We start from the raw sequence: 15,220 nt of genomic DNA on the forward strand, positions 1-15,220 counted from the left end.
CGTCTTTTTAGTTATCTTTTTTTAGAGCTTCAACTGTTTTTAGTAAAGCAGACCAGTCTAAATGACCCCAGCCATTTTCGATTCCTTGTTCATAGTGACCTTTCACAAGCTCTCCTAACGGAAGCGGAGCGGACACTTTTTTGGCTGCATCAATAGCTAGGTTTACATCCTTTAGTCCAAGCTCCAGCTTGAACCCGGCCGGATCAAAGTCTCTTTTAGCAATTAAATTGCCGTAATTTTTATACACAGGAGATGCAAATAAGCTATTAACCACTTCAAGAAACTCTTCCGCTTGCATGCCATACTGTTCTACCATGACTACTGCTTCAGAAACAGCTTCTAACATCGATACTAATAAAAAATTATTGCCAAGCTTAGCTACATTTGATAAGTAAGGCTCGTCTCCTACAGTAAAAACAGTTTGACCAATCGCTTCAAACAGCGGGCAAACGTGCTCTCTTGCTTCTTTGTTACCTGCAACTATTACTTTGAGAGCCGCGGCTGCTGCTGCGTCGGGTCGACCTAAAACAGTCGCTGCAACAAAATGCTGTCCTGATGCAGCATGTGCGCTTGTTAATTTTTCCGATAAATCTACGCTAATAGTACTCACAGAGACGTGAATACCACCTTCTTGAAGGCCTGCAAGTACACCGGCTTCTGAAAGCGTTACTTCTTCTAAAGCCTCATCATTTGAAAGAATCGTAAAGACAAGATTCGCTTCTTGTGCTGCTTGAGCAGGTGTCTCCACAACCTTTGCTCCTTTTTTCACAAGACTTTCCGCCTTCGAAGCAGTGCGGTTATAAATCACAAGTTCATGACCCGCCTTTATCATATTTTCCGCCATCGGTAATCCCATATTTCCTAAACCAATTAAACCCACCTTCATCTTTACCACTCCATTTCAGCACTCAGTATGTACGTTTCTTATGCTTGTCGTCTATCTTTAGAAAAAGCATATTTTCATTATTATATAACTACAGTAAAAGCGAATACAAAGAATAGCCTTTCTAAAATGTTCAAAATGTGACATTTTTTAGACGTGTCTTATAAAAAACTTGTCTAAAAAATACGAATGGTTTTTAAATAAAGCGCTTGCAAACATAGGAAATTTCTGCTAAGATGTAAGAGAATTATTTTTGTTCGGTGGGGATGTATGAGTATTGTCACTTTTCGTCTTTAGATTTGAGCAAGAATAGTACCACAATGTGCGAGTCCGCACGAGGAGGCAACAATTATGGAACAAGGTAAAGTAAAATGGTTTAACGCAGAAAAAGGTTTTGGATTCATCGAGCGCGAAGGTGGAGACGATGTATTCGTACACTTCTCAGCAATCCAAAGCGAAGGCTTCAAATCTTTAGACGAAGGTCAAGCTGTAACATTTGACGTAGAACAAGGTCAACGCGGACCTCAAGCTGCTAACGTTCAAAAAGCATAAGAAACACAACATATCAGAAACAGATCCTTTAAAGGATCTGTTTTTTTGTGTACAAACATAAAAAAGCCCTGTTTTTCAACAGGGCCAGTCGGTACAAATACAGAAGTAAAGTTAATGGTACTCTTAGTATAGCACAAGATCATAACAATCTATACGAAATAATAAAATAAAACTTTCATCCGGTACGTTTACCTATGTTTATAGCTATTCCAGACTCTCTAGGGCGCTTGCAAATCGTTTGATTCCTTCTCGAATGACCTCTTCTTCCCCTCTGCCAAACGTAAAGCGAATAGCTCCGCTTTGAGAACTCAGCACGCTTCCTGGTACAAAAGCCACTCCTCTTTTAAGCGATTCTTCCAATAGTCGATAGTCATCGACCGGCTGATTTACTTTGCACCATAAGTGAATCCCGCCTTGAGGTGAATCGAAAGATACTTTTGATCCGAGCAATTCGTTCAGACTCGACGACAGGGCATACTCTTGCTTTTTGAGCTCTTGTCTAAGCTTTTCAATATGTGAAGAAAACGTAGGAGAATCTAAGAATTGATAAGCAATCCACTGGGGAAAGATGCTGTGGCCAAAGTCAATTTGCTGCTTAGCGTCTGCCAGGCGCTGAATCACTTGCTCTGGCCCTACTATCCAGCCAATTCGAAGGCCCGATGCCACAATTTTAGAAAGCGAGCTGATATAAAGGACATTTCCGTTCTCGTCCATCGATTTCAGCGTTTGATGTACATTTCCGTCAAATGCCGTGAGTGAATAAGGATCATCTTCAATAAGCGGAATGCCGTATTCTGAAGAAAGCTCTAAAAACCGCTTTCGGCGCGCTTCTGATAACACAATACCAGTCGGGTTTTGATAATACGGATTTAAAAAAACTATACGAATGCGATGCTTTTTATGTAATTCTACTAAGTCCTCCGGGTTGGCTCCATTTTTATCTATAGGCAGCAAAAACGTTCGTAAACCTGCTGATTGAAAAAGCGGCAGTGAATAGCTATAGGACGGATCTTCAATCGCTACTGCATCTCCTGGTTTTAACAAACACTGAACAATCAAATGAAGTGCTTGCTGTGCACCTGATGTAATTAAAATGGAATTAGCATCGGTGGAGATTTTCCGGTACTCATGAACATGAGCAGCAATAGCGTCACGCAGACGTTCATTGCCATGAGGATGATCATAGCCTAAATGCTCATTAAACGGCATGCCCGCTAATATTCGCTGAAAATCTTCACTTGGAAATAAGCTAGGAGCTAATTCTCCGCTGGCTAAGTTTACAAAATCTGTTCGCAAAGCTTCGCTTCTTATTCGCTGTACGAGCGGTAAATTAGGCAAAAATGAACCGTCTTCTACATATCTCCCCCAGTTTGGAATACGTTTACGGGAAATTCCCCAGATGCTTGAACTAACTCGCGTGCCGCTTCCTTTTTTACGTTCTACGATTCCAAGTGCCTGCAGTTCTTCATAAGCAGCTACTACCGTGCTTCTGTTCACGTTTAGCTCAGCAGCAAGCGTTCGTTCTGATGGCAGCATAGAATCCGGCGGAAACGCTCCCGATGAAATACAGCTTTCAATATATTCTGCAATTTGTTTATAAATCGCTTTTTTGCTAGCGCGATCTGGTCTCCAGTTCATGCGGCGTCAGTCCTTACATTTAAACTTTCTTATTAGTAGTTTATCCTTTATCTCTCTTATCTTAAAGCAGTTTTATAAAAAAAGACCATCCAATTCGGTGTTTTTTTGCTCATCCACTTTATCAAAAATTATAATAGTAGCTATTTTTCATTTTTAAATATTTTAGTTTACATAATAATTTTATAGTCAATCATATTGAATGAATTTCACCATAAAAAAGAGATTGAGACATAACCACACCAGTCCAATCTGAAGACGAACAAATGTGATACATGAGCTCATATGGGTTGCTTGGTACACCGCAGTTGATTTCCGTGCAAGACTTCGCTTTCCGCGGGCGGCCGGTGAGCCTCCTCGTCGCATACGCTCCTGCGGGGTCTCACCTATTCCGCTTTTCCCGCAGGAGTCTTCGCCTTGCTCTCCAATCAACTGCTAGAAGCAACGAAATACATGAAAACTACATTAACCGTGCCAATAAAAAAAACCCAAACGAAGTTGATTCTCTATTAAGAGTCTCGATTCATCGTTCGGATCTTTACTAAAGTACTTTTGTCACAGTCTATTTTTTATAGAGGCGGTAAATCTAGCTTGCCTTCTTGAAACAATTCTTTCACCATATGCTTGGCATAACCCGTTGCTTGTCCTAGCGTAATCTTAGCTGGCATAGGCGCTTCGTTTGCATCAACGATTACATCGATAATACACGGCTTGTTTTGCCTAACAGCACTTTCAAAAGCCGGCAGCAGCTCTTCTTCTTTTTCTACTCGGTAGCCAACACCTCCGCAAATATCTGCATACCTGGCAAAGTTCGGATTTGTTAAGTCTGTGCCGAATTCAGCATTTCCCATTACTTCTTGTTCAAATTTAATCATACCGATTTTATGGTTATTAAATAGCACCACAACTAGCGGAAGATTGTATTTAACAGCTGTAATAAAATCTGCCATCGTCATCGCAAAGCCACCGTCTCCACAGACCGCAAATACCTGCTTCTCGGGATAAGCAATTTTTCCAGCAAGTGCGCCCGGCAGCCCGCATCCAAGAGTTGCTAGCCAGCTTGAAATCACAAACTGCTGATTTGTCATACGAAAATGACGCGCCATCCATACTGTGACGTTTCCTACATCTACGGACAAGACCGCGTTATCAGCCGCTACGTGCTGAAGCGCTCGAATCACTCGCTGTGGCTTGATAGGTAGGCTTTCTTTTGCTTCTTGGGTATCAAGCTGACTCCACCACTTTTTCATACGTTCTTGACTTTGCTCTAAAAACTGGCGATGCTCTGAGCGGCCAACGTTTTCTAAGAACCACTGAATGGTTGTTTTTGCTTCTCCTGCAAGCCCTGCATCTACAGGGTACCTTTTGCCAATTTGTGCGGGATCAATATCAATATGAATCGTTTTCGCATGGTTTGGCAAAAAGCCTGTAAACGGATAGGACGTTCCAATCATGATGAGCGTATCCGCTTCTTGCATCGCTTCATACGCTGGCTTTGTACCGATTAATCCAAGTCCTCCGAGACAATATGGATGTTCATCCGGTATGGCGCCTTTTCCAGGAAGCGTAAGAACAATAGGTGCTGCGATTTTTTCTGCAAACGCAAGCAGTTCTTCTCTCATTTCATGTGTGCCTCGACCGGCTAAAATAACCGGACTTTCTGCTTTACCAATCAAATCTTTTGCTTTTTCAAGGTCTTCTCTGTGAGGAAAGACGTCTTGTTTAACGATTATGCTTGATGTTTCTCGTGCTTCTGATCCGACTTCAAAACGAGGGATATCATCAGGAATAGTTAACACAGCTACACCTTTTTTAGCATAAGCTGTTCGAATGGCTTGATTAACAACAGTGGGAAGCTGTTCAGCGGACATGATTCGCTGATTATATACAGCCACGTCATCGAACATTCGCTCTAAATTAATTTCTTGAAACGCATCGCTTCCGATGAGATCGGACTCCACTTGCCCTGTAAGTGCTAACACGGGAGCTTTGTCTAACTTTGCATCATACAAACCATTCAGTAAATGAATCGCTCCCGGTCCGGCAATAGCCGTGCATACACCGATTTTACCGGTTAGCTTGGCATATGCAGCCGCTGCGAGAGCTCCCGCTTCTTCATGCCTCACTTGAATAAATTTAATTTTATCCTGGGCTTTGCGAAGCGGTTCAATAATTGAATTAATGGAGTCTCCTGGCATGCCGTAAATATGATCAACGCCCCATTCAATTAACAGTTCAATCAGTTTTTCCCCTGCTTTTTGTTTAAACATATGACTGACCCCTTTCTTCTTATATATAGAGATAGTGTGACCTGATACGCTCTTTCTTACTTATTTTCACTCGTATAATTTTCGTTTTCTTTCATTAAATGAATGACCGCTTTCATTAAATTTTCTTCATTCCTTGCAATTATCATTAACTTTTGCTATTCTATAAGAAGAATTATTTTTGTTCGGCAACAATCGATAGGTGAATACTTTCGTCTTAAAGATTTTGATCATGAGCAAGGATAGTAATACAATGTGTGCATAGCACACGAGGAGGCAACATTCATGGAAAAAGGTACAGTAAAATGGTTTAACGCAGAAAAAGGTTTCGGATTTATCGAGCGCGAAAACGGCGACGATGTATTCGTACATTTCTCAGCAATCCAAAGCGAAGGATTCAAATCTTTAGACGAAGGTCAAGCTGTAACATTCGACGTTGAAGAAGGTCAACGCGGACCTCAAGCTGCTAACGTTCAAAAAGCATAAGTAGAAAAAGACTCTGATTTCAGAGTCTTTTTTTTATGTAGAACCACGCATAAAACCTTTTTAACGTGCAGTTTGTACACGTTATTATAAATAATAAACTAAAAAAGTCTCTTCATCTCGAAGAGACCTTTTGTGGAAGAAATAGTTGAAGAAATAAAGTGTGGATGTTGCATCGTCATCATTTTTTAATAATTAGCACCAGCCGCCGCCGAAGCAAGAAGCGCCGATGATGATTAATAAGATGAAAAGTACAATGATTAAAGCGAAACCGCCGCCGCAGCCACCGCCGCCATAACCACAACCGTATCCGTAACCTCCGTAGTATCCCATGTGTTTCACCTCCATTTGCTATACTTTAAGATATGTGGATTTAGTTAAATTGCTCCTAATAATTCCATAGAACTTTTGAAAATGTTTGTCATACACTAAAAATACTGCGTTTTTCAAACATGCCCCATAAAGAGATAAATCATTGGATTTTATGGGCATTTACTCCTCTTTTCTTTAGCTTTTAGAAATGTAATCGCTCCCTTTCTCATGAATGTACACCGTGCTGAATACCTTTAGTTATGTACATTCACACGGGAGGGATTTAATATGTTAACACTCGAAATTTCAAAGCAAATCGTTAAAAACGTCTACCCTATTGTCTTATCGAATCGCAGTAAAATCTTTCAAGAGGTAGTGAGCGTCGCCGCTTTGCAAGACTACTTTGGTCTTGATCATGCCTTTAGCGTGTATGCAGCCGCGACCATTATTTATCAGCTAGAAGCCGACGGATATGTATCCAAACCTCTGAAGCACAATGAATACAAGCGAATTTTGCTCAAATAAAAACAAGCATCCCCGCAAGGATGCTTGTCTTATTTATAGCTATACCTGTCGAATAACTGCTCGACTCTTTTGTGGTAATCAGCAAGGTAGTCAGAAAGCTCAGTTTCACTCAATTTATTTGCCTGTTCCTCAAATAATGACAGCAGCGAAATTTTAATCATTTCCATTTCCGTTTCCGAGCGATTTTCATTTCGCAAATCTTTTCTTAAATTCCACAGGCTTTGCTCCATTTCATGCTTTAATTGTTCTAGTGAGTGTGTTTCTTCAGATCCGGCACGAATGTCTTTTTTAAATCCACTCATCTTATCACTCCTCGCATTTGCACCTGCTAGATAGTATCTAATGTATACTATACCATAAATAACTATACGAGGCTTAAGCATGCCTTTTAAGCAATTGGTCACAAAATAAAAAACATCTCGTTGGATGTCTTTAACGTTACCTTTTATCTTACTTCGTCTTCTTCACCTTTTACATATTTAAAAAATGAATCAATCATTTCATTTAAAAAATCATTGCGATCTTCAAAATTCATAATTTCTAAAAACTCCACAATATCCTTATCTAAACTAATAGAAGCGGGAACATAAGCAGCCGCTTCCCTTCTTTGCGGGAATGGAATCACATTATTTTTCTTCTTCATAAAACACCGTCCTTTTTCTGTGCTTTACTAGTGTAAGCTTTCAAGGAACGATTTGCAAGTCCCTCTGATGTAAAATTTTATATAAACATTCTTCTGAAAAGACAGGCTATATATTTAGCTACTCAAGTAGTCTCATTTGACATTAGCTTTTTCATGTTCTGGCGTCATATTAATAATTCGCCGCTGTTTTCTCTTTTCCTTTTGGCATCTTTTAGCAAATTTAAACACAAATATTTTAAAAGAGGTTTTTATTTCCTCCGTATAGGCTAAAGAAAGGAAACAACATTTTTATATGGAGGGGTTACAAATGATTGCATTAACTGGAAAAGTTGCGCTCGTGACGGGAGCGGCGTCTGGAATTGGACGTGCTTCAGCCATTACATTAGCTGAACAAGGAGCGCGCGTTGCTCTTTTAGATTTAGACGAAGAAAAATTACATGAAGTAAAAGAGACCATCATGTCGAGCGGCGGAGAGTGTATAGCCATTAAAACAGACGTCTCCGACTCTGAAAGTATAAAAGAGAGTATCGAAACGATCAGCAGCCTATGGAGTCAATTACATATTGTTTCTATTAACGCAGGCATCAACGGTACGTTCTCTTCTATTGAAGAACTATCACCAGAAGATTGGACAAAAACAATTGATACAAATTTAACAAGTACTTTTTTAACCGTGAAGCATTCTATTCCTTATTTGAAAGCTCAGGGAGGAAGCATTATTATTACTAGCTCAATTAACGGCAACCGTACATTTTCAAATATCGGCATGAGCGCATACAGTTCCTCAAAGGCTGGCCAAATGGCGTTCGGCAAAATGGCAGCTCTTGAACTTTCTACATACGGAATACGGGTAAACGTCATTTGTCCAGGAGCAGTTGATACAAATATTGAAAGCAATACATTCCGTCAAGAAGACAAATTAAAAGAAGTTGCGATTCCAATTGAATATCCAAATGGCAATCAGCCGCTTGCTAAACGCTCAGCTAAGCCCGAAGAAGTAGCAGATTTAATCTTCTTTTTAGCTTCTGACGCGTCCAAACATATTACCGGAAGTGAAATGTTTATCGACGGCGGAGAATCGCTGTTGTAACGTACAAGCCCCTGCATCAATGTCAGGGGCTTGTTTTTTTACTTTTATGAACAACGTCTACTCCACCCGAAGCGGATATAATGCTGCCTGTAATCATATCTGAGTTTTCATCACAAAGAAACTCAATAATACGCGCAATGTCTTCTCCCGTACCTGATCGGCCCACAGGCGTTTCATTGTCTTCTAGTAATCTTGCTTTTATAATATCACTTTCTTTCATGTCCCCTACAATATCTCCGGGACAGACCATATTGACCGTAATCCCGTATTCGGCTACTTCTAGAGCAAGCGATTTGGTCAGAGAAGCTAGCCCTGACTTAGCGGCACTAAAAGCCGCGCGGTACATCCATCCAGGGGTGTACTCTACATCTTGAAAACCGTATGTAATAATCCTTCCAAACTGCTGCTTTTTCATAATAGGAACAACCGCTTTTACAAAGTGAAAAACGGAGCTTAAATTCCCTTCCAGCATTTCATACCATTCACTGTCTGTGTACTCTATTAATTTTTTCTTTCAAATACATACGGACCTGCATTATTAATTAAAACATCAATACGTCCAAATCGCTCCATAGCCTGCGCAACGACGTGTTCAATATCTGCTTTATTCGTTATATCTCCTTCTACGAACTGTACGTTGTCTTTATATTGATGCCATTCTTCTTGCAGTTCTCGCACTTTATTTTTATCACTGCGAAAATGGACGGTAACGGAATACTGCTTTTTTAAAAACTGTTCTGTTACCTTCTTGCCAATACCTTTATGACCCGCTGTAATCAATGCATGTTTCATCTACCTTCACCTCTTTCACTCTACTTATCTACTATATATATTAGACAGCTCCTTAGTTTCTCCTTTACTAACAGAAAAAAGCCCTTGACTAAAGGGCCTTTCTTTTACGGTCTTAACAAAATTTTCCCTGTACTTTTCCGGCTTTCAAGCAGCTCATGTGCTTTTGCTCCGTCTTTTAAATCGAACACCACGGGATCAGTTAGCACAAGCTGACCTTTACTGATCCACTCAAACAGCTGCTGGGAACGTACTTTACGTTCTTCATAAGATACAAGTACGTTCCACAGATCTCCGCCTGTGAGCGTTTTAGAGGTATCCATCAGCATACGCGGGTCGACCGGGGCCGGATCGCCTCCTGCCATTCCGTAAAATACCACGGTTCCGCCTGTTTTTACGGCTTCAAAGCTTTTTTCTAGCGTAACTCCTACAGATTCATAGGCAACATCTGCGCCTCGCTTCGTTACTTCTTTCACTTGTTCCACCCAGTTATCTTCGTATAAAAAAACATAGTCAGCGCCTGCTTGAGCCGCTGCTTTTGCTTTTTCAGAAGATGACGTTAAGCCAATGACTTGTCCGCCTAATAGCTTGGTAATTTGAACTAAAAGCTGACCTACGCCTCCAGCAGCTGCGTGAACAAGTACATAATCGCCGGGCTGAATGCTGTAGCTGTCTTGTGTTAAATAGTGAGCCGTTAACCCTTGTAAAAGCACAGAAGCAGCTGCGTCAAACGAAATATCGTCAGGTACGGCAATGATTTTATCTTGTGGCACGGCAACAAGCTCTGCATTTGCAAAAGGGACGTCAGCAAACGCAATACGGTCTCCTACGTTAACGTGACTTACTTCTGCTCCTACTTCTTCTACCACACCTGCTCCTTCATATCCTAAAATATACGGAGGTGTACCCGTTAAGTGGTAGTTCCCTTTTCTTCGGTACACATCAGCAAAATTAAGTCCAATTGCTTTTGTTCTTACTAATACGTCTGTTGGACCAATAGAGGGGTTCGGTATATCTTGATAGTGGAGAACGTCAGGTCCTCCAAATCTTTCAAACACTAATGCTTTCATATATAAGTTACCTCGTTTTCTTTATGTATTCCCTTTCATCGTAATTCAAAGAGATAACAAACACAAGTTTCTGACTCAAGGGAAAAACGCTTTGTCTCCTAAGGAGATAAAGCGTTCTTTTACTTTGTTTGCTCTACAACTTCTCGCATCGTTCCATTTTTTTGATAAGACATATGAAAAGAAAAGGCTTTTTCAAGAACGTGCGGTGTTTGTCCGCCTCGCGTGAGCGCTTCTTCGTAATACGCCATAAGCTGGTCGCGGTACATTGGATGTGCACAATTTTCAATGATTCGTTTTGCTCGTTCTCTTGGAGCGAGTCCGCGCAGGTCTGCGTATCCTTGCTCTGTTACAATCACATCCACATCGTGTTCCGTATGATCAACGTGTGAAACAAACGGCACTATACTTGAAATATCGCCGTTTTTGGCAATAGATTTTGTTACAAAAATACCGAGACGCGCATTTCGGGCAAAATCTCCTGAGCCTCCGATTCCGTTCATCATTTTTGTTCCCATCACATGCGTGGAATTGACGTTTCCGTAAATGTCTAGCTCTAGGGCAGTGTTAATAGAAATCAGTCCTAAGCGACGAATGATTTCTGGATGGTTTGAAATTTCCTGCGGGCGAAGAATGAGCTTATCTCGATAGGCTTCAAAATTAGAGAAAACTTGTTTCATTTTATCCGCTGAAAGCGTAATTGAGCAGCAGGAAGCAAACGTAACTTTTCCTGCGTCAAATAAATCAAACACGGCGTCTTGCAATACTTCTGAATACACTTCTAAATCATGAAACTCTGAATCTAAGAAACCGTGGAAAACGGCATTTGCCACAGATCCAATTCCAGATTGTAAAGGAGCAAGCGATTCGGTTAATCGCCCTTCTTTAATTTCTTCACGTAAAAATGAAATCAAATTTTGAGCCATCACAACCGTTTCTTCGTCAGGTGCTACAATCGTAGACGGTGAATCTAGCTGATTTGTAAACACAATACCCTTTACTTTATCTAAATCAATTGGTATGCCTAACGAACCAATCCGGTCATCAGATTTTTTTAAAGGAATCACACCTCGCTGTCCTTGAACGCCTGGATCATACAGATCGTGAATGCCTTCTAACAGCTCTGGCTGTGCTGTGTTAATTTCAATAATAATCGATTTTGCATGCTCGGCAAACACCATCGAATTGCCGATTGACGTTGTTGGAATCATCATTCCGTCATCCGTAATAGAAACCGCTTCCAAAATAGCGAAATCTATTGAATCTAACACGCCTGAACGCACCCATTCAGAAGTATGCGATAAATGCTGGTCGATAAACTGAAATTCACCTTCATTAATCTTTTTACGCATCGTCGGATCAGCTTGAAACGGCAGGCGTTTGTTTAACATACCTTTTTCTGCAAATAGCTTATCCACATCTGACCCAAGTGAAGCGCCGGTATACACGCTGACTTTTATCGATTCTGTTTCTGCTCGTTTCGCTAGCGCAAACGGCACAGCCTTAACATCTCCCGCACGCGTAAAGCCGCTTAAACCAAGCGTCATTCCATCTTGAATCCAAGACGCTGCTTCTTCAGCAGAGACAACACGATTCTGTAGTGCTTCATGCTTAATTCGATTACAAGCGTTTTTCATTCTCTTCACTCCTTGTTTTTTCTCTTTTTACCATTTTACTGTAAAGGGAGCGTCCACAAGAGTTTTTGGAATGAAATGGACAAAAATAGCGACAAAACAGCATATTTGATGATAATTAAGCAAAATGACGGTTAAAACCCAAGCAGCTTTCGAAAATAACTGGCGTACGACTGACTGACCGGAATTTTTTCTCCGTTATTCATCACTAACAGAAAGGTTGAATGTGTATCAGGGTAAATTTCTTGAATTTGCGTCACATTGACGATAAAGGAACGATGACAGCGCACAAACTCTTCTTTTGGAAGCACATAATCAAATTCATTTAACGTGTATTTATGCGTACCTGTATACTTCTGGGCGTACACATAGGTTTTTCGGTCACGCGCTTCTACGTAGATGATTTTTGAGAAAGGAACCGGTATCCATCCCTCGTTCACCTTTAACGTCACAACTGACTTTCCGCTCGTTAACGCGGGAAAAATCGCCGTTACGCATCCTTGAACATCTCCTTCATCTAAAAAGGGCACGGCCATGCCGTAGTAAGGTGTGCCGAATACGTCTCGGTGAATAAATTCCGACACTTTTTGCTTTCGTTCTAATGCTTTATATGTAATCGTTCCTTTTTTTATTTGATCTCCAGGGCTGATTTTTAAGTTAATTCGTTTGCTTGCTCGGTAATACACGTACGTTTCTAGATCTGAAACGGCAATCGACGCTTCATCGGAGAACAATTCACTGATGACATCTAATAATGCGGATGCTTTAAATGGTTTCATCTTTTCACCTTCTTTTGTCTAGTTAAACACGTTGCTTCTTTATTGTAGCGCAAAAGCAAAAGCGATTGGGAGACAAGCATGGAATTTATCCTTTTAACTGCATAAAATTTCTATTTTTTCACAACATAAAACAATGAAATGAAGGAAGGGTGAAATGTATGGGCTATGCTGAATCAACGTTTCGAATCGCCTGTTCATTTTTTGTGCTGCTTCTTTTAACGCGGCTCATGGGAAAAACAGAAATCAGCCAGTTAAATGTATTTACATTCATTACGGCGATTACGATTGGTAATATCGCTTCTTCCCTCTCCACTGATAAGCGAGTAGAGATTGATAAAGGAGTGTATTCTCTGCTAGGATGGACATTTTTAACGATCGCTATGGGCTATCTTGGAATGAAATCGAAAAAAGCGCGGCATCTTATTACCGGTGAGCCCAAAATTGTGATTAAGCAAGGGAAAGTGATGGAAAAGGCGTTAAAACAAGTCCGGCTAGATATTGAATCTCTTTTAGGCATGCTGAGGCAGCAAAACATATTTTCCATAAAAGATGTCGAATACGCCATATTAGAAATCAACGGAAACCTTTCCGTTATGCAAAAACAAGATAAAAAGCCGAACTCGTGGTCAAAAACGCTTTTATTTCCCACTTCAACAGGCGTTATTTACGACGGAAAAGCGAATGAAGATGCTTTGAAGGACCTGCACGTAGATAACAACTGGCTGCATAAACAGCTAGAAAAAGCGGGAGTCAACTCAATTGATGACGTCTTTTACGCTGAGGTTCAGTCCGACGGATCGCTTTATATTGACTATAAAAAAGACAAAGTTAACTCATAAAAAAAATCCGTACCAAAAGGCACGGATTTTTTTTTAGCTTGCTTTTTTTACACGATTTGTAATGGTATCTTCTTTTGGTGATGTTTTACGAATAAAGAAGGCTAAAACAAACGCGATCACACTTAAAATCGTTGCAATCATAAACGCATCGTTAATACCCATTGCTGTACCTTGATTCACAGCTTCAGCCATACTGCCTTTATCTGTTGGCAAAATTTGCTGATTCGTGACGATGTTTTTCACGTGTTTTTCACCTTGATTCATCATAATAGATACAAAGAACGCCATTCCTACAGCTCCAGCAACCATTCGAAGCGTATTAACCATCGCCGTGCCGTATTTATTTAAGCTAAGCGCAAGCTCATTTAATCCTGCTGTAAAGATTGGCATCATGAGCAGCGACATACCAAACATACGAACAGTATAAACAATCATCACATACATAAATGTTGTTGTCGTTTCAAGTTTTGTTAATTCATATGTTGTCACAACGGTAATCGCTAAACCAATAACAGCAAGCCATCTTGCGCCGAACTTATCAAACAGCCGTCCTGTAATCGGAGACATAATCCCCATTACAATTCCTCCTGGCAGTAACAGCAAGCCTGAAAGAAACGGTGAGAAGCCCCGTACGTTTTGCATATAAATCGGCATTAAAATCATACCTGAAAACATTGCCATTGTCACAATCACGTTAATGATTGTTGTTAATGTGAACATACGGTAACGGAAAATACGGAATTCAAGAAGCGGCTGATCGATTTTTAACTGACGGAAAATAAAGAACAGAATTGAAATACCGCCTACAATGAACATAGCTAATACTTCAGTGCTGGTCCAGCCCTTTGTACCGCCCGTAGCGAACGCATACAGCAAGCCGCCAAATCCAACTGTTGATAAAATAACGCCAAGCACGTCTAGCTTTGGTCGGCTTGTTTCCGTCACGTTTTTCACTAAAATAATTGCCGCAATTACGTTGATAAGTGCAATTGGAAACATCATAAAGAATAAAACGCGCCATGAGTAGTGCTCAACTATTAAGCCAGAAAGCGTCGGCCCTACTGCCGGTGCGAAGTTCATCGCTACACCAAAAATCCCCATCGCAAAACCGCGTCGGTCAGGCGGGAATAATGTAAAGATAACGTTCGTAATTAACGGAAATAAAATCCCTGCTCCTGCTGCTTGCACGACGCGTCCCACTAAAATAACGGAAAATGTCGGTGCAATACCGCAAAGCAGTGTTCCTACTGTAAACAGCCCCATTGCTGTAATATACAGCTGCCTTGTCGTAAATCGATTCATTAAAAATGCTGTAATTGGAATAACAATTCCGTTTACTAACATAAAGATGGTTGTTAACCAGTTGCCCGTAGCCGCTGTTACATGGAAATGATCCATCATTTGCGGAAGCGCAATGTTAATCAGCGTTTGATTTAAAAAAGCGACGAGCGCTCCCATTATCATTACGCCAAAAATAGACCGAGTTCGGGCTTGATCGGACTGTTGTGTTTGTGTATTCATTTTAACAAGACCTTTCCCTTTAAAATTATCTGTATGTAAATCTTCAGATGACAAACAGGTTAAGAATATATTTTATGTGTTCATTCTATTAATTTATGTCACGAATATTTAATGAACTTAATTATATACCGGATAAATATATCCGTTTCCGAAATATTTGTCAACAAATATGATCATTTTCGTAAAACTTTTCCATCAGTA

General features: G+C 40.5%; 16 protein-coding genes and 1 pseudogene. 5 read left to right on the plus strand and 12 right to left on the minus strand.

Annotated features, from left to right (window positions below):
• Nucleotides 1-7 precede the first annotated feature (7 nt).
• Nucleotides 8-886 (minus strand): NAD(P)-dependent oxidoreductase, encoded by an 879-nt coding sequence (locus AC3WJG_RS15325; protein ID WP_337134377.1) that lies wholly within the window; start codon nt 884-886, stop codon nt 8-10.
• Between the two features lie 348 nt (nt 887-1,234).
• Here AC3WJG_RS15325 and AC3WJG_RS15330 point away from each other — a divergent pair, with 348 nt between their 5' ends.
• Nucleotides 1,235-1,435 (plus strand): cold-shock protein, encoded by a 201-nt coding sequence (locus AC3WJG_RS15330; protein WP_013057405.1) that lies wholly within the window; start codon nt 1,235-1,237, stop codon nt 1,433-1,435.
• 204 nt (nt 1,436-1,639) lie between these two features.
• Here the strand turns inward: AC3WJG_RS15330 and pdxR are convergent, their stop codons facing one another.
• The 3 genes from pdxR to AC3WJG_RS15345 all read right to left on the minus strand — a co-directional run bounded on the left by pdxR (nt 1,640) and on the right by AC3WJG_RS15345 (nt 5,340).
• A complete protein-coding gene (gene pdxR / locus AC3WJG_RS15335; RefSeq protein ID WP_492588379.1) occupies nt 1,640-3,073 on the minus strand; it encodes a MocR-like pyridoxine biosynthesis transcription factor PdxR in 1,434 nt (477 codons plus the stop codon).
• A 186-nt stretch (nt 3,074-3,259) separates the two neighbouring features.
• Nucleotides 3,260-3,502: a hypothetical protein gene (locus AC3WJG_RS15340; protein ID WP_081085286.1), complete on the minus strand. Its 243-nt coding sequence runs from the start codon at nt 3,500-3,502 to the stop codon at nt 3,260-3,262.
• A 137-nt stretch (nt 3,503-3,639) separates the two neighbouring features.
• A complete protein-coding gene (locus AC3WJG_RS15345) occupies nt 3,640-5,340 on the minus strand; it encodes a pyruvate oxidase (RefSeq protein ID WP_337134378.1) in 1,701 nt (566 codons plus the stop codon).
• Between the two features lie 282 nt (nt 5,341-5,622).
• Here AC3WJG_RS15345 and AC3WJG_RS15350 point away from each other — a divergent pair, with 282 nt between their 5' ends.
• Nucleotides 5,623-5,823, plus strand: coding sequence for a cold-shock protein (locus tag AC3WJG_RS15350; RefSeq protein ID WP_013057408.1), 201 nt, complete (start codon nt 5,623-5,625; stop codon nt 5,821-5,823).
• Between the two features lie 192 nt (nt 5,824-6,015).
• On the opposite strand, the gene yjcZ is transcribed toward AC3WJG_RS15350, so the two are convergent.
• Entirely contained in the window at nt 6,016-6,153 is a 138-nt protein-coding gene (gene yjcZ, locus AC3WJG_RS15355; RefSeq protein WP_013057409.1) for a sporulation protein YjcZ, read from the minus strand.
• A gap of 267 nt (nt 6,154-6,420) precedes the next feature.
• On the opposite strand from yjcZ, the gene AC3WJG_RS15360 reads away from it, so the two are divergent.
• Entirely contained in the window at nt 6,421-6,657 is a 237-nt protein-coding gene (locus tag AC3WJG_RS15360; RefSeq protein ID WP_098249523.1) for a hypothetical protein, read from the plus strand.
• A 29-nt stretch (nt 6,658-6,686) separates the two neighbouring features.
• Here AC3WJG_RS15360 and AC3WJG_RS15365 read toward each other — a convergent pair whose 3' ends face one another.
• Nucleotides 6,687-6,959: a hypothetical protein gene (locus tag AC3WJG_RS15365; RefSeq protein ID WP_060746651.1), complete on the minus strand. Its 273-nt coding sequence runs from the start codon at nt 6,957-6,959 to the stop codon at nt 6,687-6,689.
• A 143-nt stretch (nt 6,960-7,102) separates the two neighbouring features.
• Nucleotides 7,103-7,300 carry a hypothetical protein gene (locus AC3WJG_RS15370; protein ID WP_013057412.1) on the minus strand — a complete coding sequence of 66 codons (198 nt, stop codon included), beginning with the start codon at nt 7,298-7,300 and terminating at the stop codon, nt 7,103-7,105.
• Between the two features lie 307 nt (nt 7,301-7,607).
• On the opposite strand from AC3WJG_RS15370, the gene AC3WJG_RS15375 reads away from it, so the two are divergent.
• The gene (locus AC3WJG_RS15375; protein WP_028408229.1) at nt 7,608-8,390 is read left to right on the plus strand and encodes an SDR family oxidoreductase; all 783 of its coding nucleotides are present in this window, start codon (nt 7,608-7,610) and stop codon (nt 8,388-8,390) included.
• Nucleotides 8,391-8,412: 22 nt separating this feature from the next.
• On the opposite strand, the pseudogene AC3WJG_RS15380 reads toward AC3WJG_RS15375, so the two are convergent.
• From AC3WJG_RS15380 to AC3WJG_RS15395, 4 genes and pseudogenes are all read right to left on the minus strand, one after another.
• Nucleotides 8,413-9,182 (minus strand): annotated as a pseudogene (locus tag AC3WJG_RS15380) (SDR family oxidoreductase).
• 104 nt (nt 9,183-9,286) lie between these two features.
• Nucleotides 9,287-10,249 carry a quinone oxidoreductase family protein gene (locus tag AC3WJG_RS15385; protein ID WP_337134379.1) on the minus strand — a complete coding sequence of 321 codons (963 nt, stop codon included), beginning with the start codon at nt 10,247-10,249 and terminating at the stop codon, nt 9,287-9,289.
• Between the two features lie 119 nt (nt 10,250-10,368).
• Complete coding sequence (gene scpC / locus AC3WJG_RS15390; protein ID WP_337134380.1) at nt 10,369-11,883, minus strand: succinyl-CoA:acetate CoA-transferase ScpC; 1,515 nt, start codon at nt 11,881-11,883, stop codon at nt 10,369-10,371.
• Between the two features lie 131 nt (nt 11,884-12,014).
• Entirely contained in the window at nt 12,015-12,659 is a 645-nt protein-coding gene (locus AC3WJG_RS15395) for a LytTR family DNA-binding domain-containing protein (protein ID WP_014459738.1), read from the minus strand.
• A 158-nt stretch (nt 12,660-12,817) separates the two neighbouring features.
• On the opposite strand from AC3WJG_RS15395, the gene AC3WJG_RS15400 reads away from it, so the two are divergent.
• Nucleotides 12,818-13,498 carry a DUF421 domain-containing protein gene (locus tag AC3WJG_RS15400; protein ID WP_132018902.1) on the plus strand — a complete coding sequence of 227 codons (681 nt, stop codon included), beginning with the start codon at nt 12,818-12,820 and terminating at the stop codon, nt 13,496-13,498.
• A 33-nt stretch (nt 13,499-13,531) separates the two neighbouring features.
• Here the strand turns inward: AC3WJG_RS15400 and AC3WJG_RS15405 are convergent, their stop codons facing one another.
• Nucleotides 13,532-15,019, minus strand: coding sequence for a DHA2 family efflux MFS transporter permease subunit (locus AC3WJG_RS15405; RefSeq protein WP_050690644.1), 1,488 nt, complete (start codon nt 15,017-15,019; stop codon nt 13,532-13,534).
• Between the last annotated feature and the right edge of the window lie 201 nt (nt 15,020-15,220).

It is taken from the genome of Priestia sp. FW507-14D1A, from assembly GCF_058781295.1.